This window comes from Pseudomonas sp. AM14(2022), from assembly GCF_036346455.1.
Taxonomy (GTDB): domain Bacteria; phylum Pseudomonadota; class Gammaproteobacteria; order Pseudomonadales; family Pseudomonadaceae; genus Aquipseudomonas; species Aquipseudomonas putida_A.
Window position 1 is genome coordinate 334,159 of the sequence record NZ_JAOTNY010000005.1, and the last position, 18,578, is coordinate 352,736.

Here is an 18,578-nt window from a genome sequence, read left to right on the forward strand (position 1 = left end):
GTTGCCTGAAAAGACGCCATCGCGAGCAGGCTCACTCCTACAATTGAATCTGTGTTGGGTCAGATGCCCTGGCTACGCAACCACGCCATCAACTGTGGCAACGGAAACGCCCCGCTCTGGCGCGCCACCTCCCGCCCGTTCTTGAACAGAATCAGGCTCGGAATCGAACGGATCCCCAACTGCGCCGACAACTGCTGATTGGCCTCGCTGTCGAGCTTGGCCAAGCGGCACTTGCCCGCCAACTGCGCGGCCGCCTGCTCGAATACCGGCGCAAAGGACTTGCACGGCCCACACCAGTCCGCCCACACATCCACCAACAACGGCAGATCCCCTTTGATCTGGCTGGCGTAATCGCCTTGCTTGAGTTCGAACGGCTTGCTCAACAGCACCGCGGACTTGCAGCGCCCGCATTTCGGTTGATCGCCCAAGCGTTCGGCGGGGATGCGGTTGAGGCCGTTGCAGGCGGGGCAGGGGATGAGGAGTGGAGTGGTCATGACGGGCTCGGTTTAAGTTGATATCTCGTACGACTGATCTGGAGTCGTACGAGGCGTTTATCAAGGTTGAATCCGGAGCCTCAAGACGAACAACTGATCTCCAGATGCTTGCCCCACTCCGGCGGCCGCTCGGCATAACCTTCCATCCCCGGCTGCTCGTCGAACGGTTTGCTCAGCACCGCATGCAGGCGGCGTACTTCGGAGTAGTCGCCTTGTTCGGCGGCGTCGATGGCTTTTTGCGCCAGATAGTTGCGCAGGATGTACAGCGGATTGACTGCGTGCATCCGTGCACGGCGCTGTTCCTGATCGCTGTCGCCATCGCGGGCAACCCGTGCCACGTAGCGCTCGCCCCAGGCATCGAAGCCTTTGATGTCGACGAAGTCATCGCGCAAGCGGGCGACAGCCTGTTCTGCGGACTCCTCACCGAGATGGCGGAAGAACAAGGTGTAGTCGACGCCGCTGTTCTGCATCAGTTGCAGCAGGTCTTCGAGCAGCCTCTGGTCGTCATCCTCGGCGCTGGTGAAGCCGAGGCGGCGGCGCATCAGGTCGAGGTAGTGCGCCTGGAACAACGGCAGGTACAAACCGAGGGTTTCGCGCAGGGCTTCGACGCTGATGAACGGCGTCAGGGCCTGGGCCAGAGCGCTGAGGTTCCACTGGCCAATCGGCACCTGGTTGCTGAACGAGTAGCGGCCCTGATCATCCGAGTGGTTGCAGATGAAGTTGGCGTCGAAATCGTCGAGGAAGGCGAACGGGCCGAAGTCGAAGGTGATGCCGAGGATCGACATGTTGTCGGTGTTCATCACCCCGTGACAGAAGCCATAGGCCTGCCACTTGGCGATCAGTTCGGCATTGCGCTCGACGATCTCGCGGAACATCGCCAGATACGGCTCCGGCTGCTCCAGGCATTCGGGATAATGCATCGCCAGCACGTGCTCGCCGAGTTGCTTCTGCTGCTCGGGACGCTTGGTGTAGTAGAAGTATTCGAAGTGGCCGAAGCGCACATGGCTTGGCGCCAGACGCAGCACCATCGCCGCGCGTTCCTGCTTTTCGCGCCACACCGGAGTGTCGGAGCCAATCACGCAGGCGGCACGTGAAGACGGGATGTTCAGCGCGTGCAGCGCTTCGGAGGCAAGGAATTCGCGGATCGACGAACGCAACACCGCGCGGCCATCGCCCATGCGCGAAAACGGCGTCTGCCCGGCGCCCTTCAGATGCAGGTCCCAGTGTTCGCCGGCGTTGTTGTAGACCTCGCCAAGCAACAGCCCGCGACCATCACCCAGTTGTGGCGTGTAGCCGCCGAACTGATGCCCGGAATAGACCATCGCTCGTGGTTCGGCATCGGCCCACAACTTGTAGCCGCCGAACAGTTCAGCAAATTCCTGAGTCTCAGCGGTTGCCGGATCAAGATCGAGCAAGGCCAGGGCCGCCGGGCTGGCGACGACCAAACGCGGGTTGTCGATCGGCTCGGGCAGCACGTGGGCGGAGAACGCATCGCCGAGGCGGGCGAAGCGATTGTCGAAGGTCAGTTCGTCGAGGGCTTTCAAGGGCCGGCTCCAGCAGAATGTCCGAGCATTCTGCTGGGATCAGACCGGTTAGTCGAGTTTGGCCGGCGGCGGCTCTTGCAGCGGCTTTTGCTCGGCGTCGATCGGAACGATGGTTTTGTTCTCGTCCTCGATCGGCACCAACTTGTATTCCTGACCGTGGAGGTTCTTCAGGTACACCTCCATCTGGCGGAACGAGATGTTGATGTGCTGCTTCTTGAACTCGCGGTTGATGAAGCGGTTCACTTCGTCGATCACCGGGTTGCGGTCACCGAGGTCGCGCACATGCATGCGCAATTCGTGGTCGAGGGTGCTTTCGCCGAAGTTGAGGAAGTACACGTGCGGCTCGGGTTCCTTGAGGACGCGCGGGTTTTCCCGGGCGGCCTTGAGAAGCAGTTCCTTGACCAGATCCAGGTCGGAGCCGTAATCCACACCGAGTTTCAGGGTGACGCGGGTGATGGTGTCGGTCAGCGACCAGTTGATCAGTTGCCCGGTGATGAACGTCTTGTTCGGGACAATGATGTCCTTGCGGTCGAAATCGGTGATGGTCGTGGCGCGGATGCGGATCTTGCTCACCGTGCCCGACAGGTTGCCGATGGTGATGGTGTCGCCGATCCGCACCGGACGCTCGAACAGGATCATGATGCCGGAGATGAAGTTGGCGAAGATCTCCTGCATACCGAAACCGAGGCCGACCGACAGCGCTGCCACCAGCCACTGCAACTTGTCCCAGCTGACGCCGAGGGTCGACAGGGTCGAGACAAAACCGACGCCGGCGATCACGTAAGACAGCAGCGTCGTGGTCGCATAGGCGCTGCCCTGCGCCAGATTGAGTTTCGACAGCACGAACACTTCGAGCAGACCCGGCAGGTTGCGGGCCAGGGCGAAGGTGATGCCGATGATGATCAACGCGCCGAGCATGTCGCCGATGCTGATCGGCACCATGCTCATGTTGGCGCCAGTGCCGCTGGTGTATTCGTAGAGGGTGATGTTGTCGAGGTACGAAAAGACCGAGATCAGGTCGGCCCAGACCCAGTACAGCGCGGCGATGAAACCGCCGAGCAGTGCCAGACGGATCAGGCGCAGCGACTGTTCGTTGACCTTTTCGATGTCCAGGGTCGGCTCTTCGATCACCGCTTCGCCGTCGCCGGCCTCTTTCGCCGCCTGACGTTTGGCCAGGGCGCGCTGATAGGCCAGGCGGCGTGCGGCGACCGCCAGACCACGGACGAAGGTAGCCTCGATCACCAGCCAGAACATCAGCAGGTACAGGGTGTTGATCAACCGGTCGCTGAGTTTCAGCGCGGTGTAGTAGTAGCCGAAGCACACCGCGACGAACAGGGCGATTGGCAGCAGGGTGAACATCACGCCCACGGCCCTTCGGAACAATGAGGTGTTTTCGTGGGCCGGACTGCTGATCAGCAGACGGCTGAGCAGCCACGCCATCAGGGCGTAGCAGGTCAATACCACCGGCATGCCGAGCACGTCGTCAGCCAGCGCTGCCGGTTGCAATTCGGCCACCGCCACCACGGTCACCAGCGCCATCACCACCAGCCCGAGGCGGCGGATCCAGCCTTGAAGGAACTCGACCTGCGGTTTGTCCCAGCGGAAATGCAGTTCGGCCACGCCGCCCGGCGAGAGAATCCGGTAAGCGGTGTAGAACACCAGCCACGCCTGGCCCATCTGCAGCAACGCCGCGCCCATGTTGGCGTTTTGCCCGCGGGCGTCGATCTGCAAGGCCAGGCCGCACAGGCCCAGGCCCAGCGCTACCGGCATCGCCAGCAGAATATTGATCAGAATCGCCTGGGGCGTATGCCACTGGCTGTCACGCTTGAAGTGCCCGATGTCCTGGTGAACCTTGTTCAGGCGCGCATAAAGCGCCTTGCGCCGCCACAGCAGAGCGCCGATCAGCAAGGCCAGCGGCAGGAACAGCAGCGGGCGCTGGGTCAGGCCGTCGGTCAGCTCGCTCAGGCTTGAGGCCAGCGGCAGGGTGTCGATCTGGCGCTTGAGCCGCTCTGGCACGCCGCGAATCCATTCCGCGTCCAGCGGCTTGTTGCTGGGGATCCAGAACATCTGCTCGTCAAGGGTCGCGCGCAGGCTTTGAGCAGTGCTCAGCAGTTGTTTCTGGTTGAGTTGCAGGGTGATCGATTCGTTGAGCACCGCGCTCAGTTCGCGGTTCAGGCGCTCCAGCAGGTCGGCGCGGGTGTTGGCCAGTTCCATCAGGCTCTTGCGCAACTGCGGGGTGACTTGTTCCGGCGGCTGGGTGGAGAGCAGATTGTCGACGTAGGTCGCCGGATTGCTCAGCAGTTCGCGCTGCTGGCTGACTTCGAACTGATACAGGCGAATGTCGGCAATCTGGTCCGCCAGATCGCGGTCGACCTTGAGCCGGGGCAGCGCCTGTTTCTGCTTATAGAGAATCTTCGACAGCAGCAGACTGCCCTTGAGCACGTTGATCTGCTCGTCGAGGGCCGAATCGCTTTGGGTCAGGCTGTCGAGTTGCTGTTTGGTCTGCAGGTTCTGTTGAGTGACTTCGTTGAGGCGGTCGGTGCTTTTGAGCAGGTAATCGGAGAGCTTGAGGTTGGCCGCACTTTCGGTGGCGAGCAGGCTGCTGCCGCCGGCCTTCTGCGCCTCGATCGACTGCTGAGTGACAGTTTCCTGAGATTGCGCCAGACGCTTCTGGTTGATCAGGGTCTGCAGCTCCTGGATCTCGCGATCGAGACGGTCGGATTTCTCCGAGAGCAGGTCGTGCTGACTGTTGCCCAGATCCTGCAGCTGGCTGTTGCCCGCCAGTTCCTGGCGGCGCAGCGGAATCAGTGAGTTCAACGCGGCGAGCTCGGCGTTCAACTGGTCGCGCTGCTCGGCGCTGACGGTCTTGCCCGCGTCCTTGCCGGACTTGAGGATGTTGTTGATCTGCTGGATGCGCGTCTGGCTGGCAGAGATTTCCGCCTGCGCCCGCTCGGGACGGGTCTGGGCAGTGATGATCAGGCTGTTGGCATCGGCCAAGGCCTTTTGCAGGTCGCTCTGCTGGGTCGAGCGATCGGTGAGGATCTGCTCCAATTGCTGGATCGACTCTTTGGTGAAGCGCTGCGCCACCGGCACCACTGGCGTGGCCTTGAGGCGCGTCAGTTCGCGGGTGTTCTCGATGGTCTGCCGAGGGGCGGAGGCCAGTTGCTGCTTGAGGTCGATCAGCTTCTGGTCGTAATCACGCCGGCTGTTGAGTTGATTGAGCGTGGTTTGCAGGACAGTCTGCAGGCTCTTTTTGTCGGCATCCGGCAGTTTGCTGTCGGCCAGTTTGTCGAGGCTGGCCTGCACGGCTTCGCTGGACGGCGGTTCGGCGGCGTAGAGCGGGCCGACGGAAAGACTCAGGCCCAGCAGGGCCGCGAAAAAGAAGGAGCGCAGGGTAGGCATAGAGACCGGTCAAGCAAGTGAGAGTGGACGCAGTTTAGAGGAAGAGACCGGGGCCCGGGCGACTTCCTTCGGGGAATCTGACGCCCACTTTGCCGATCTTGTTCCCGTCCATGACCGCGACCGTCCAGTGAGTGTTGTTCCACTCCACCTGGTCGCCAACGATCGGTGCCCCCCCGACCTTGTGGGCAATGAACGCACCCAGGGTCATGTCCGGATCGATGCCCTCGGCCGGTAACCCGTAAAGCGCTGCAACCGCTTTAAGCTGGGCGTCTCCTTCGAGCACGAAGTCGCCGAAGAAGCGCAGATCCAGACCGCGTTGCGGTGCCTGGCTGAACAGTTTTCCGAGTGCTGGCAAGTTGTGTTCATGGCCGATAACACACAGCAAATCATCGACTTCCAGCACCGTACTACCCGACGGATGGAGCAGTTGCTGGCCACGAAACAGGGCGGCGATACGTGTGCCTTCGGGCATTTTCAGCTCGCGCAGGGGCGAACCGATGCACCATTTCTCGGCGCCGAGCTTGTACACGAACAGCTCCCACTCGCTGGTGATGTGCACTTCCAGTGCCGAACGGGAAATCGGCGCCGGCTCCGGCGGGACCGTCACCTTCAACAGTTTGGCCACCCATGGCAGGCTTGTGCCTTGCACCAGCAGCGACACCAGCACGATGAAGAACGCGAGGTTGAAATACAGCTGCGCATTCGGCAACCCGGCCATCAGCGGGAACACCGCGAGAATGATCGGTACCGCGCCGCGCAACCCGACCCAGGAAATAAACGCTTTTTCGCGGCCGTGGAACGCCTTGAACGGCAGCAGGCCGACCAGTACCGACAGCGGCCGGGCGAACAGAATCATCCACAGCGCCAAGCCAAGAGCGGGCAGGGCGATCGGCAGCAAGTCATGCGGAGTGACCAGCAGCCCCAGCACGAGGAACATGCCGATCTGTGCCAGCCACGCCATGCCATCGAGCATGTGCAGAATGCCGTGACGGCTGCGCACCGGGCGGTTACCGATCACCAGACCGCACAGGTACACCGCGAGGAAACCGCTGCCGTGCAGGGCGTTGGTCAGGGCGAACACCACTAGACCGCCGGCGATCACCAGGATCGGATAGAGGCCGGTGGCGAGGTTGATCCGGTTGACCAGTTGCAGCATCAGCCAGCCACCGCCGAGGCCGATCACGCCGCCGATGCCGAACTCGCGGATCAGGTGGGTCAACAGGCTCCAGTGCAGGCCGGTCTGGCCGCTGGCGAGCATGTCGATCAGGGTCACGGTGAGAAACACCGCCATCGGGTCGTTGCTGCCGGATTCGATTTCCAGGCTGGCGGTCACCCGTTCGTTGAGGCCCTTGCCGCCGAGCAGCGAGAACACTGCGGCGGCGTCCGTCGAGCCGACAATGGCGCCGATCAGCAGGCCCTGGATCAGGTTCAGGTCGAACAGCCACGCCGCCGCCATGCCGGTCAGCCCGGTGGTGATCAACACCCCGACCGTCGCTAGCGACAGCGCCGGCCACAAGGCCACGCGGAAACTCGAAACGCGGGTGCGCAAGCCGCCGTCGAGGAGGATCACCGCCAGTGCGAGGTTGCCGACCAGATAGGCCGTCGGGTAGTTATCGAAAATGATCCCGCCGCCATCGACCCCGGCGGTCATGCCGACCGCGAGGATGATCACCAGAATGGGGATGCCGAGACGGGAGGAAAGTGAGCTGACAAGAATGCTCGCACCTACCAGCAACGCGCCGATCAAGAACAGGCTGTTGATGGTCGTCGCATTCAAAGGCAGTACTCCAGAAGCGTAAAGACGGGCACAAACTGACCATGCAGTCTGCGTGCCAGCGATTCTAACCTGTTGAAATGTGATGCTGTCAAAAAGCTTTTTACAGCGTGCTCACGCAGGAGGTGCGGCATGTGATGACTGTGGCGAGGGAGCTTGCTCCCGCTGGGGCGCGCAGCGCCCCCAAATGCAGATGCTGCGGTTTATCAGGATAAACAAGTTGGCTGGATCAGCGACTGCTTCGCAGCCGAGCGGGAGCAAGCTCCCTCGCCACAGGGAGCGCCTTTAGCATGAGAGCTGCGTGCTTAAAGGCTGAACCGCCCAACCATATTGTTCAGATCCAGCGCCAGGCGCGACAGCTCGTTGCTCGCCGCACTGGTCTGATTCGCGCCGGTAGCCGATTGCACCGACAGGTCGCGGATGTTCACCAGGTTGCGATCCACTTCGCGGGCCACTTGTGCCTGTTCTTCAGCGGCGCTGGCGATCACCAGATTGCGCTCGTTGATCTCGACGATCGCGGTATTGATGGTGTCCAGCGACATCCCGGCACCCCGCGCGATGTTCAGCGTCGATTCGGCGCGCTCGGTGCTGTTGCGCATCGAATCCACGGCGTGTTCGGTGCCGCTCTGGATGCTGCCGATCATGCGTTCGATTTCGCTTGTCGACTGCTGGGTGCGATGGGCCAAGGCACGAACCTCGTCCGCCACCACGGCAAAACCGCGACCGGCTTCACCGGCACGCGCCGCTTCGATCGCCGCATTCAGGGCCAACAGGTTGGTCTGATCCGCCAGACCACGAATCACGTCCAGCACCTTGCCGATGTCACGGGATTCATTCGCCAGATCGCCGATCAGGGTCGCAGTGCTCTGCACATCGGCGCTCATGCGTTCGATGGCGCTGACGGTTTCCTGTACCAGATCACGGCCATCACCCGCCGAGGTGGTGGCGTTCTGCGAGGCTTCCGAAGTGCTCACGGCATTGCGGGCGACTTCTTCCACGGCGCTGGTCATCTCGTTGACGGCGGTGGCGGCCTGCTCGATTTCGTTGTTCTGCTGGGTCAGGCCACGGGCGCTTTCGTCGGTGACGCTGTTCAGTTCTTCCGCTGCAGATGCAAGCTGGGTGGCCGAGCCGGAGATGCGCTGCAGGGTGTCGCGCAGCTTCGATTGCATTTTGGCCATGGCCGCCAGCAGACGCCCGGCTTCGTCGGTGCCGTCGACGTGGATCGGCTGGGTCAGGTTGCCTTCGGCGATGGTTTCCGCCGCGTCCAGCGCTTTGGAAATCGGCTTGGTGATGCTGATGGTCAGCAGCCAGGCGAACAGGAAGGTCAGGCCGGTCGCCACGACCAGCAGGGTGACCACCAGATTGAACGCCGAGGAATACTGGTCGACCGCCTCTTGATTGGTCTGGCTGATCTGCTCGCCGTTGATCTGCATCAGGCGGTTGAGCACGGTGTTCATCGCTTCGGAGTTGTTCAGCAACTCGGTGTTGAGCAGGTTGCGCAGCTCGTCCACCTGATTGTTGCGCGACAGGCTCTTCATCCGGTCTTCAATCTGGCGGTACTGGCCGAGCAACTGCACATATTGATCGTAGGCCGCGCGTTCCTGCGGGCCGCTGATCAACGGCTCATAGGCCGTTTGGGCGGCGCGGATCTGCTGGTTGCGGGTGTCCAGCAGTTCCATGGTCTTCTGCTGTACGTCCGGCTCGCGGTTGACCAGCAAGCGGTAGGACAGCACCCGCAGGCGCAAGGTCAGTTGGGTGAACTCGTCGAGGTTCTTGATGCTCGGCACGCTGCTGTTGGTGATGTCCTCGGCAGCGCCGCGGATTTTGCTCATCTGGTTCAGGGCGAACACGCCGAGAATCAGCATCAGGCCGCCGATCAGGGCGAAGCCGGTGAACGCCCGGGGGGCGATATTCATATTGCGAAGGGACATGGCGCGGATACCAAAAAGGGCCGCATCCATGCGGGCTGAGACTGCTGTATGGATGACTTATCGGTCATACGACTAAAGTCTTGAGGCACTGTGCGTATTTGTCGCATACGGGCCTGAGCGACGAAGTGCAGGAACCAGATCGGCAGATCACAGTCTTTTAAACTCGCGAGAACGGTCGGCCGCCAGGAAAATCAAGGCCTTGCGCCGGTATAACCCTGGCATCCGCAGTGACTTTTCTTTATCGTACGCGCCCTTTGAAAAACGCCTGGAAGATCAAAATGTTGGAAGCATCCCTCAGCCAATTGGAACAGCTCGTCAGCGACCTGGTGCAACAGAACCAGACCCTCACGCAAACCAACCAGACCCTGTCCACGGAACTGGCCCAGGCCAAGGATGAAAACGAAAGCCTGCAACTGAGCCTGATGGAACAGGAAGAGAAGCACGGCGCCACCGCAGCGCGCATCCAGGCTCTGGTTGATCGCGTCAACGCAGGCCCTGTCAGCGCATGAACCACGGCACCGCAGGGGTAAAAGTCATCTCCATTCTCGGGGAGGACTATTCGATCAAGGCACCGGCCGGGGAAGAACAGACCCTGCTGGACGCCGCACTGATGCTCAAGGCCGCCCTGGCCGACACCAAACGCAAATACCCGACGCTGATCGGTGACCGCTTGCTGGTGCTGGCAGCGATGAACCTGTGCTCGCAGCAGATCGAAATGAAGAAGCAGCATCAGGCAGAACTCGACCGTTACCAAGAGCAAGTCAGCGCCACGGTCGACACCATCGCCAAGACCATCAATCAGGGCTGATGGGGTTGCGCACAACCAAAGAATAAATTGTCGATCAGGTTGTATACAATCGGCACGGCTGTTGCATTGTTTCGGCCACTTATTCTTTGGGGGTGCTCCATGCAGTTGTGGCGACGCAGTATTCAATGGCAGCTGATTCTCAGCATGGGCACCGCCCTGCTGGTCAGCATCCTGATCGTGGTTGGCATTTATACCCTGGTGGTCAACCGCCTCGCCCAGAGCTATCTGGTCGAACAAGCGCTGCCGTCGAGCATCGAAGCGACGCGCAACGACATCGAACGCATCCTCGTCCAACCCCTCACCGCCGCCAAAGACATCGCCAGCAATTCCATGGTGCGCGACTGGTTGGCCTCGGGTGAAGACAGCAGCAAAACAGCGGCCTTCGCGCAGTATCTGGAGGGCATCCGCGCCGAACATAAAGCTTTCACCGCGTTGATCATCGGCACCGACTCCAACCACTACATCACCGAAAAAGGCCTGGATCGCACCCTCAGTCGGACCAAGCCGGCCGATGCCTGGTTTTATTCCTTCCTCGACAGCCATCAGCCGCGCACCCTGAACATCGACAACGATGGCGCCACCGGAGAATTGGCACTGTTCATCGACTTGAAGGTCGAGCAGGCCGGCAAAGTGGTCGGCGTCGCGGGGCTCGGCCTAAGCATGAAAGAGCTGTCGGAGTTGATCCACAACTTCAGCTTTGGCGAGCGCGGCAAGGTCTATCTCGTGCGTTCCGACGGTTTGATCCAGGTCCATCCCGAAGCGCAGTTCAGTGGCAAGCGCACCCTCACGGAGCAGATCGGTGCGTCGGCGGCGCAAGCGGTCATGGGTCAAAAAGTTGCCACCAGCAGTTCCTTCCAGCGCGATGGCGAAGACTTCCTCGCCTTCAGCCTGCCGCTGCGCGATCTGGGCTGGACGCTGGTGGCCGAAGTGCCGCAATCGCAGATCTACGCCGAAGCCCGCAAGGCGATGTGGATGAGCGGCGGCATCGGTCTGGCGGTGGCACTGGTGTGCCTGGCGCTGGTGGTGTGGCTGGCCCAAGGGCTGGTGCGACCGATTCGTCAGGTAACAGCCGCGCTGGTAGCGATCGGTAGCGGCGGTGGAGATTTGACCCATCGGTTAGATTCCAGTCGCGCCGATGAGCTGGGCGATCTCGCGCGCGGCTTCAACCGTTTTCTCGACAGCCAGCGCGGGCTGATTGGCGAAGTGCTGACCACCAGCGAGCGCTTGCGCACGGCAGTCGGCCAAGTGGCGAAAGTGGTGGAAAACACCGCTGAACGCTCCGGACGCCAGCAGGAAATGACCGACATGGTCGCCACGGCGGTGCATGAGATGGGCCTGACCGTGCAGGAAATCGCCCAGAACGCTGGCAGCGCCGCGCTGGCTTCACAAACTGCTCGCGATGAAGCGCTGCAGGCGCGGGAGGTGGTCGGCGGCTCGATCCGTCATATCGAAAGCATGTCCGATGAGATTGGCGTGGCGGCGGGCGCGGTGGGTGAGCTGGCGCATCAGGTGGCGTCGATCGATTCGGTACTGGCGGTGATTCGCGGCGTGTCCGAGCAGACCAACTTGCTGGCGCTCAATGCTGCGATTGAAGCTGCGCGGGCGGGTGATATGGGGCGCGGGTTTGCCGTGGTGGCGGATGAAGTGCGCACCTTGGCGCGCAGGACGCAGGCGTCTACCGACGAAATCCAGCAAATGATCGGCAGCCTCAAACAAGGCGCAGAAAACGCGGTGTCATCGATGCGCACCGGGCAGGCGGCGACCGGCACCGGGGTTGAATCGAGCCAGCGTACCGGCGCGTCGTTGACCGCGATTACCGGGCAGGTCGAGCGCATCAGCGACATGAACCATCAAGTGGCAACCGCGACAGAAGAACAGTCGGCGGTGACTGAAGAGATTAACCGCAACGTACAGGGGATTTCCGATCTGGCCCGGGCCACGGCGGGCGAGGTGCGGGCGTGTCGTGAGGATTGTCAGATGTTGCAGAAGCTGGCGGATGATCTGGCAAGGCAGATGGGTGGGTTCAAGCTGTCCTGAGAGATGTGTTGTTTGAACTGACGCTATCGCGAGCAGGCTCACTCCTACAGAGGAACGCATTCCAACTGTAGGAGTGAGCCTGCTCGCGATTGGATTTCAGCCGCGGCACACAACTCGGATCAGAACCACCCATCCTGCATCGCCAGGCACGTGTCATCCCGCGCCTCCAGCAACGCCAGCTCATGGTGACAGCCCGGCACTTCCCACGTCAGGAAATACCGCGCCGCCTGTAGCTTGCCCTTATAGAAGTCAGCATCCGCCGCATTGCCTTTGGCCAAACCTTCCTCAGCCCGAATCGCCTGCTCCAGCCAGCGCCAGCCAATCACCGTGTGCCCGAACACTTTCAGATACAGCGCCGAATTCGCCAGGCTGCTGTTGATCTTGCCCTGCGCCAGATCGGTGAGCAGGCCGATGGTCACCGCTTGCAGGCGCGCCACGAGTTTCTCCAATGGCTCACGCAATGCGGTCAACGATTCATGCGCGGTCGCGCGCTCGGCGGTGTTGGCGATCAGACGGATCAGTTGCTTCAATCCGGCGCCGCCGTTCTGCGCCAGTTTGCGCCCGAGCAAGTCCAGCGACTGAATGCCGTGGGTGCCTTCATGGATCGGGTTCAGGCGGTTGTCGCGGTAGTACTGTTCCACCGGGTATTCGCGGGTGTAACCGTGACCGCCGAGAATCTGGATCGCCAGTTCGTTGGCCTTCAGGCAGAACTCCGACGGCCAGGATTTGACGATCGGCGTCAGCAAATCCAGCAGCTCGTGGGCCTGTTTGCGCTCGGCTTCGGTTTCCAGCGTGGTGGTGTCATCGAACAGCCGCGCCGCGTACAGGCCGAGGCCAAACGCCCCTTCGACGTAGGACTTTTGCGTCAACAGCATGCGTCTGACGTCCGCGTGCTGAATGATCGCCACTGGCGCGGTGCTCGGATCCTTGCTGTCCGGCACTCGGCCTTGCGGGCGTTCGCGGGCGTACTCCAGCGAGTACAGGTAACCGGCGTAACCGAGCATCACCGCGCCCATGCCGACGCCAATCCGCGCCTCGTTCATCATCTGGAACATGTAGCTCAAGCCATGATGCGGCTTGCCCACCAGATAGCCGACGCACTCGCCGTTATCGCCGAAGTTCAGCGCGGTGGAAGTGGTGCCGCGCCAGCCCATCTTGTGGAACAGCCCGGCCAGCAGCACATCGTTGCGCTGGCCGAGGCTGCCGTCATCATTGACCAGAAACTTCGGCACGATGAACAGCGAAATGCCCTTCACCCCCGGCGGCGCGTCCGGCAGCTTGGCCAGGACCATGTGCACGATGTTTTCCGACAGCGGATGATCGCCGCCGGAAATGAAGATCTTGTTGCCCTTCAGGCGATAGGTGCCGTCAGACGCCGGCTCGGCGCGGGTACGAATATCCGACAGCGACGAACCGGCGTGCGGTTCGGTCAGGGCCATGGTGCCGAAGAAACGGCCGTCGATCATCGGTTGCAGGAAGCGCTGTTTCTGCTCGTCGGTGCCAAAGCTTTCGATCAGGTTGGCCGCGCCCATGGTCAGGAACGGGTAGGATGTGGTCGCCGCGTTCGCCGCTTGAAAGTGCGCAAAGCAGGCTTGCGACAGCAGCGTCGGCAGTTGCATGCCGCCGGCTTCGAAGCTGCGCGCGGCATTGAGGAAACCCGCCTCAAGAAACGAGTCCACCGCCGGTTTCACTTCGGGAATCAGCATCGCCTGGCCGTTCTCGTAGCGCGGCTCGTTCTCGTCGCCCTTGCGGTTGTGCGGTGCGAAGTATTTCTCGGCGATGCTGCGCGCGGTGCCGATGGCCGCGTCGAAGGTCTCACGGTTGTGCTCGGCAAAGCGCTCACGCCGGGTCAGGCCCTCGGCATCGAGGACTTCGTACAGCTCGAAAGCCAGATTGCGGGAACTGAGCAGCGTCTCGGACATGGCGGCCTACCTGAACATTGGGGTTGGGCCGAGTCTAGGCGTGCTGATAAAGACTGAATACGATGATTGATAACGGTGATGTCAGGGCCGAGCACCGACTTAACAAACACCCCAAAACAACTGTGGGAGCGGGCTTGCTCGCGAATGCGGTGGATCAGTCACTGGAGATGTCGACTGACACAACGCCTTCGCGAGCAAGCCCGCTCCCACATTGGGATTTGATTGTCAGGCAACCATCGCGGTTGCCTGACTTCTCGGGTTTAACCGATAGTCATCAAGCTCGCATTACCCCCCGCCGCCGCGGTGTTAACGCTCAATGCCCGCTCAATCACCAGACGCTCCAGCGCAATGTTGGTCTCACCCTGGGACAGGCCCTGAACGCCAACGATCGCACCAGCACGTTTGGCAATCTGCTGGCACACACCACGCAACTGGTCGGAATGGCCGTGATGCAGCACGGCATCAAACACCACTTCATCCTTGTGCCAGTCGGCAACCCGTTTGATTCGCGTCTGAACGTCCTTCGGCAGGCGGGCGAACAAAGCCTTGCTGATGTCGGATTCCGGCCATACCGCCGAACCGCCGACCGCCAAGACCGCCGCCAGTTGAGTCAGCAGATCGCCTTCGACGTCGGCCAGGCACAGCACGTGTTCACGCGGCAGGATCGCGTAGCTGTTCTTCTCGCCGGTCGGGCCGGCCAGCACGCGGGTGATGCCGCTTTGCGATTGCGCGGCGTACTGCACGCACAGGTTGCTCAGTTCGGCGTACTGGTTGCTTTCGGCCCAGGCCTTGAAGGCGTTCAGCGGTTTGCTCATGGCATCACGCAGACGCACGTCCGGGGCGACGGCTGCATCACCGCGAGCGAAGGATTGTTCGATCGCGTCAGTAGGACGGGTCGACAGCAGGCGGTACAGGTACAGCGGACCACCGGCTTTCGGGCCAGTACCCGACAGGCCTTCGCCGCCGAATGGCTGCACGCCGACCACGGCACCGACGATGTTGCGGTTGACGTAGACGTTACCGGCGTTGACGTTGTCGATCACCTTGGCGATGGTCTCGTCGATGCGGGTGTGTACGCCGAGGGTCAGGCCATAACCGGACGCATTGATCTGGCCGATCAACTGGTCGATGTCCTTGCGCTTGTAGCGCACCACGTGCAGCACCGGGCCGAAGATCTCGCGTTGCAGCTCGTCGAAGCTTTCCAGCTCGATCAGGGTCGGCATGACGAAGGTGCCGCGTTTGACTTCTTCGCTGTCGGCGATAGCCACCTGGTACACGCTGCGACCTTTATCGCGCATGCCCTGGATGTGCTTGTCGATACCGGCCTTGGCTTCGGCGTCGATCACCGGGCCAATGTCCACGGACAGACGCTCAGGGTTGCCGAGGCGGCTTTCAGCCATCGCGCCTTTGAGCATTTCGATGACACGGTCGGCGGAATCTTCCTGCAGGCACAGCACGCGCAGGGCCGAGCAACGCTGACCGGCACTGTCGAAGGCCGAGGACACCACGTCGATCACCACTTGTTCGGTCAGTGCCGAAGAGTCGACGATCATCGCGTTCTGCCCGCCGGTTTCGGCGATCAGTGGAATCGGACGGCCCTGGCTGTCGAGACGGCCAGCGATATTGCGTTGCAGCAGGCGCGCCACTTCGGTGGAACCGGTGAACATCACGCCTTTGACGCGCTCATCACCGACCAGACCGGCGCCGACGGTTTCACCGCGACCCGGCAGCAGTTGCAGCACGCCTTCGGGAATCCCGGCTTCCAGCAGCAAGCGCACGGCTTGCGCGGCGACCAGCGGAGTCTGTTCAGCCGGTTTGGCCAGTACCGGGTTACCGGCGGCCAGCGCGGCAGCGACCTGACCGCTGAAGATGGCCAGCGGGAAGTTCCACGGGCTGATGCACACCACCGGGCCCAGTGGGCGGTGGGCGTCATTGCTGAAGTCGTTGCGTGCCTGCACCGCGTAGTAGCGCAGGAAGTCGACCGCTTCACGCACCTCAGCAATGGCGTTGGCGAAGGTCTTGCCGGCTTCACGAGCCAGCAGGCCCATCAGCGGCTGGATCTCGCCTTCCATCAGGTCGGCGGCACGCTCCAGAATCGCCGCGCGCTCGGCTGGCGGAGTAGCCTGCCAGATTGGCGCAGCATTCAGGGCGCACTGGATCGCGTTGTCGACGTCTTCGACGGTAGCTTCCTGCACGTGACCGACCACATCGCGGTGATCCGCCGGGTTCAGCACCGGTGCCGGGGCTTCGTTGCTGGAAGCGCAACCGAGCATCGGCGCGGCTTTCCAGTTGTTGTGCGCAGTGGCGAGCAGGGCGCAGGACAGCGAGGCCAGACGATGTTCGTTGGCCATGTCGATGCCGCTGGAGTTGGCGCGCTCGGAACCATACAGGTCACGCGGCAGCGGAATGCGTGGGTGCGGCAGGCCGAAACCACCTTCCACGGTCGCCATCTGCTCGATCTGCGCCACCGGATCGGCCACCAGTTCCTGAATCGAAATCGACTGGTCGGCAATGCGGTTGACGAACGAGGTGTTCGCGCCGTTTTCCAGCAGACGACGCACGAGGTACGCCAGCAGGGTTTCGTGGGTACCGACCGGTGCGTACACGCGGCACGGACGGTTCAGCTTGCCTTCGGAAACTTTGCCTACAACTTGCTCGTAGAGCGGTTCGCCCATGCCGTGCAGGCACTGGAATTCGTACTGGCCCGGGTAATAGTTCTGACCGGCAATGTGGTAAATCGCCGACAGGGTGTGGGCGTTGTGCGTGGCGAACTGCGGGTAGATGACTTCCGGCACCGACAGCAGTTTGCGCGCGCAGGCGATGTAGGAAACGTCGGTGTACACCTTGCGGGTGTAGACCGGATAGCCTTCCAGGCCTTCGACCTGGGCGCGCTTGATTTCGCTGTCCCAGTACGCGCCTTTCACCAGACGGATCATCAGGCGATGACGGCTGCGGCGAGCCAGGTCGATCACGTAGTCGATCACGTACGGGCAACGCTTCTGGTACGCCTGAATCACGAAACCGATGCCGTTCCAGCCGGTCAGTTGCGGTTCGAAGCACAGGCGCTCAAGCAGATCCAGCGACAGCTCCAGGCGGTCGGCCTCTTCGGCGTCGATGTTCAAGCCGATGTCGTATTGCTTGGCCAGCAGGGTCAGCGACAGCAGACGCGGGTACAGCTCGTCCATCACGCGCTCGTACTGCGCACGGCTGTAACGCGGGTGCAGGGCCGAGAGCTTGATGGAAATGCCCGGGCCTTCATAAATCCCACGGCCGTGGGAGGCTTTGCCGATCGAGTGGATGGCTTGTTCGTACGACGCCAGGTACTTCTGCGCATCGTGTTCGGTGAGGGCCGCTTCACCGAGCATGTCGTAGGAATAACGGAAGCCCTTGGCTTCGAACTTGCTCGCGTTGGCCAGCGCTTCGGCGATGGTTTCGCCGGTGACGAACTGCTCGCCCATCAGACGCATGGCCATGTCGACGCCCTTGCGGATCATCGGCTCGCCGCTCTTGCCGATGATCCGGCTCAGCGACGAAGTCAGGCCGGCTTCGTTGTGCGTGGAAACAAGCTTGCCTGTCAGCAGCAGACCCCAGGTGGCGGCGTTGACGAACAGCGACGGGCTGTTGCCCAGGTGCGGCTGCCAGTTGCCGGTGCTGATCTTGTCGCGGATCAGCGCATCGCGAGTGCCTTTGTCCGGGATACGCAGCAGCGCTTCGGCCAGGCACATCAGGGCCACGCCTTCCTGGGACGACAGGGAAAATTCCTGTAGCAGGCCCTGAACAATGCCTGCACGACCGCCGGCACTTTTCTGGTTACGCAGTTTTTCCGCGATGGTCGCGGCGAGTTTGTTGGTGGCGTCGGCCATCGGTGCCGGCAGGCGTGCCTGCTCGATCAGCATCGGTACCACTTCCGGCTCAGGGCGACGGTAAGCAGCGGTGATCGATGCGCGCAGTACCGATTGCGGCAGGATGCTTTCAGCGAATTCGAGGAAGCACTGGTGGGCGTGATCGGTATGGACTTCACCGGCATCGTCGGTGTCTTTGGCGGTCAAGCCGTTCAGCTCGGTCAGGGTTGCACCACCCTCGAGTTTTTCTAGGTAATTGAAAATTGCCTGCTTGATCAGCCAGTGCGGTGTGCGATCAATCGAGGTCGCGGCAGCCTTCAGGCGCTCGCGGGTCGGGTCATCGAGTTTGACCCCAAGGGTGGTGGTAGCCATATTTTTATCCTCATGGTTGCCACAGTTGCGTGGCATCAGCTGGCGGCAAGATTAGCCGTGCGCCGAAAGAGGTGCAACCGGGTGCAACCCTTTTTTTGTCGGAAAAATAAACGCTTCGTCAGGAATTATTTTCTGGTACTGAAGTGCCGCTCCTGCTTGGTGCTTTTACTTCTAGCAGAGCGACGCAACTGCGCTAAAAGGGAGCAAAAACGGCCTATTTGTCGGTATATCCGACTAGGTGCAACTTAATCGCCAGAAACTGGTTGCACCTTTTTTACTTTGTTGCATAGCATTCGCGCCCAAGGTGCAACCGGGAATGCCCGGTGCATCGGCTGGTGGCTTTCCTGGGGAAACATCAGTCCTAAATGCGCGGGATCCCGTTTCGTCTGCCAAACGTCGTCGTTTGTGGGCGATCAATCACCGCTGCAACATAAAAACAAAGCCAGGGCGTA

10 protein-coding genes and 2 pseudogenes are annotated in these 18,578 nt (G+C 61.5%); 4 read left to right on the plus strand and 8 right to left on the minus strand.

Annotated features, from left to right (window positions below; translation table 11 throughout):
- Nucleotides 1–59: 59 nt before the first annotated feature.
- The 6 genes and pseudogenes from trxC to V3W27_RS28190 form a co-directional block, all read right to left on the minus strand.
- Nucleotides 60–494 carry a thioredoxin TrxC gene (gene trxC, locus V3W27_RS13460; protein ID WP_027611346.1) on the minus strand — a complete coding sequence of 145 codons (435 nt, stop codon included), beginning with the start codon at nucleotides 492–494 and terminating at the stop codon, nucleotides 60–62.
- Nucleotides 495–574: 80 nt separating this feature from the next.
- Nucleotides 575–2,038: a protein adenylyltransferase SelO gene (gene selO / locus V3W27_RS13465; protein WP_150369499.1), complete on the minus strand. Its 1,464-nt coding sequence runs from the start codon at nucleotides 2,036–2,038 to the stop codon at nucleotides 575–577.
- 48 nt (nucleotides 2,039–2,086) lie between these two features.
- Nucleotides 2,087–5,440: a mechanosensitive channel MscK gene (gene mscK / locus V3W27_RS13470; RefSeq protein WP_134785264.1), complete on the minus strand. Its 3,354-nt coding sequence runs from the start codon at nucleotides 5,438–5,440 to the stop codon at nucleotides 2,087–2,089.
- Between the two features lie 34 nt (nucleotides 5,441–5,474).
- Nucleotides 5,475–7,217 (minus strand): potassium/proton antiporter, encoded by a 1,743-nt coding sequence (locus tag V3W27_RS13475; RefSeq protein WP_027611349.1) that lies wholly within the window; start codon nucleotides 7,215–7,217, stop codon nucleotides 5,475–5,477.
- A 302-nt stretch (nucleotides 7,218–7,519) separates the two neighbouring features.
- Complete coding sequence (locus V3W27_RS28185) at nucleotides 7,520–8,392, minus strand: methyl-accepting chemotaxis protein (protein ID WP_442962654.1); 873 nt, start codon at nucleotides 8,390–8,392, stop codon at nucleotides 7,520–7,522.
- Nucleotides 8,393–8,422: 30 nt separating this feature from the next.
- Nucleotides 8,423–9,175 (minus strand): annotated as a pseudogene (locus V3W27_RS28190) (MCP four helix bundle domain-containing protein); the annotation flags it as partial.
- Nucleotides 9,176–9,423: 248 nt separating this feature from the next.
- Here V3W27_RS28190 and V3W27_RS13485 point away from each other — a divergent pair.
- The 4 genes and pseudogenes from V3W27_RS13485 (at nucleotide 9,424) to V3W27_RS28200 (ending at nucleotide 11,990) form a co-directional block, all read left to right on the plus strand.
- The gene (locus V3W27_RS13485; RefSeq protein WP_003220969.1) at nucleotides 9,424–9,654 is read left to right on the plus strand and encodes a hypothetical protein; all 231 of its coding nucleotides are present in this window, start codon (nucleotides 9,424–9,426) and stop codon (nucleotides 9,652–9,654) included.
- Complete coding sequence (locus V3W27_RS13490; protein ID WP_027611351.1) at nucleotides 9,651–9,953, plus strand: cell division protein ZapA; 303 nt, start codon at nucleotides 9,651–9,653, stop codon at nucleotides 9,951–9,953. Before V3W27_RS13485 ends, V3W27_RS13490 begins: the two co-directional genes overlap by 4 nt.
- Before the next feature lie 144 nt (nucleotides 9,954–10,097).
- Nucleotides 10,098–11,123, plus strand: a pseudogene (locus V3W27_RS28195) (HAMP domain-containing protein); the annotation flags it as partial.
- A 135-nt stretch (nucleotides 11,124–11,258) separates the two neighbouring features.
- On the plus strand, nucleotides 11,259–11,990 hold the full coding sequence (locus V3W27_RS28200) for a methyl-accepting chemotaxis protein (RefSeq protein ID WP_442962655.1): 732 nt from the start codon (nucleotides 11,259–11,261) through the stop codon (nucleotides 11,988–11,990).
- A gap of 119 nt (nucleotides 11,991–12,109) precedes the next feature.
- On the opposite strand, the gene V3W27_RS13500 is transcribed toward V3W27_RS28200, so the two are convergent.
- Complete coding sequence (locus V3W27_RS13500; RefSeq protein WP_330206796.1) at nucleotides 12,110–13,912, minus strand: acyl-CoA dehydrogenase; 1,803 nt, start codon at nucleotides 13,910–13,912, stop codon at nucleotides 12,110–12,112.
- 260 nt (nucleotides 13,913–14,172) lie between these two features.
- A complete protein-coding gene (gene putA / locus V3W27_RS13505; protein WP_330206797.1) occupies nucleotides 14,173–18,126 on the minus strand; it encodes a trifunctional transcriptional regulator/proline dehydrogenase/L-glutamate gamma-semialdehyde dehydrogenase in 3,954 nt (1,317 codons plus the stop codon).
- Nucleotides 18,127–18,578 lie beyond the last annotated feature (452 nt).

What these genes read in the sequence shown, in the direction of transcription:
- trxC (WP_027611346.1), bottom strand. Translation starts at nt 494, where the DNA reads ATGACCACTCCACTCCTCATCCCCTGCCCCGCCTGCAACGGCCTCAAC.
- mscK (WP_134785264.1), bottom strand. Translation starts at nt 5,440, where the DNA reads ATGCCTACCCTGCGCTCCTTCTTTTTCGCGGCCCTGCTGGGCCTGAGT.
- V3W27_RS28185 (WP_442962654.1), bottom strand. Translation starts at nt 8,392, where the DNA reads ATGGCCAAAATGCAATCGAAGCTGCGCGACACCCTGCAGCGCATCTCC.
- V3W27_RS13485 (WP_003220969.1), top strand. Translation starts at nt 9,424, where the DNA reads ATGTTGGAAGCATCCCTCAGCCAATTGGAACAGCTCGTCAGCGACCTG.
- V3W27_RS13490 (WP_027611351.1), top strand. Translation starts at nt 9,651, where the DNA reads ATGAACCACGGCACCGCAGGGGTAAAAGTCATCTCCATTCTCGGGGAG.
- V3W27_RS28200 (WP_442962655.1), top strand. Translation starts at nt 11,259, where the DNA reads ATGGTCGCCACGGCGGTGCATGAGATGGGCCTGACCGTGCAGGAAATC.
- V3W27_RS13500 (WP_330206796.1), bottom strand. Translation starts at nt 13,912, where the DNA reads ATGTCCGAGACGCTGCTCAGTTCCCGCAATCTGGCTTTCGAGCTGTAC.
- putA (WP_330206797.1), bottom strand. Translation starts at nt 18,126, where the DNA reads ATGGCTACCACCACCCTTGGGGTCAAACTCGATGACCCGACCCGCGAG.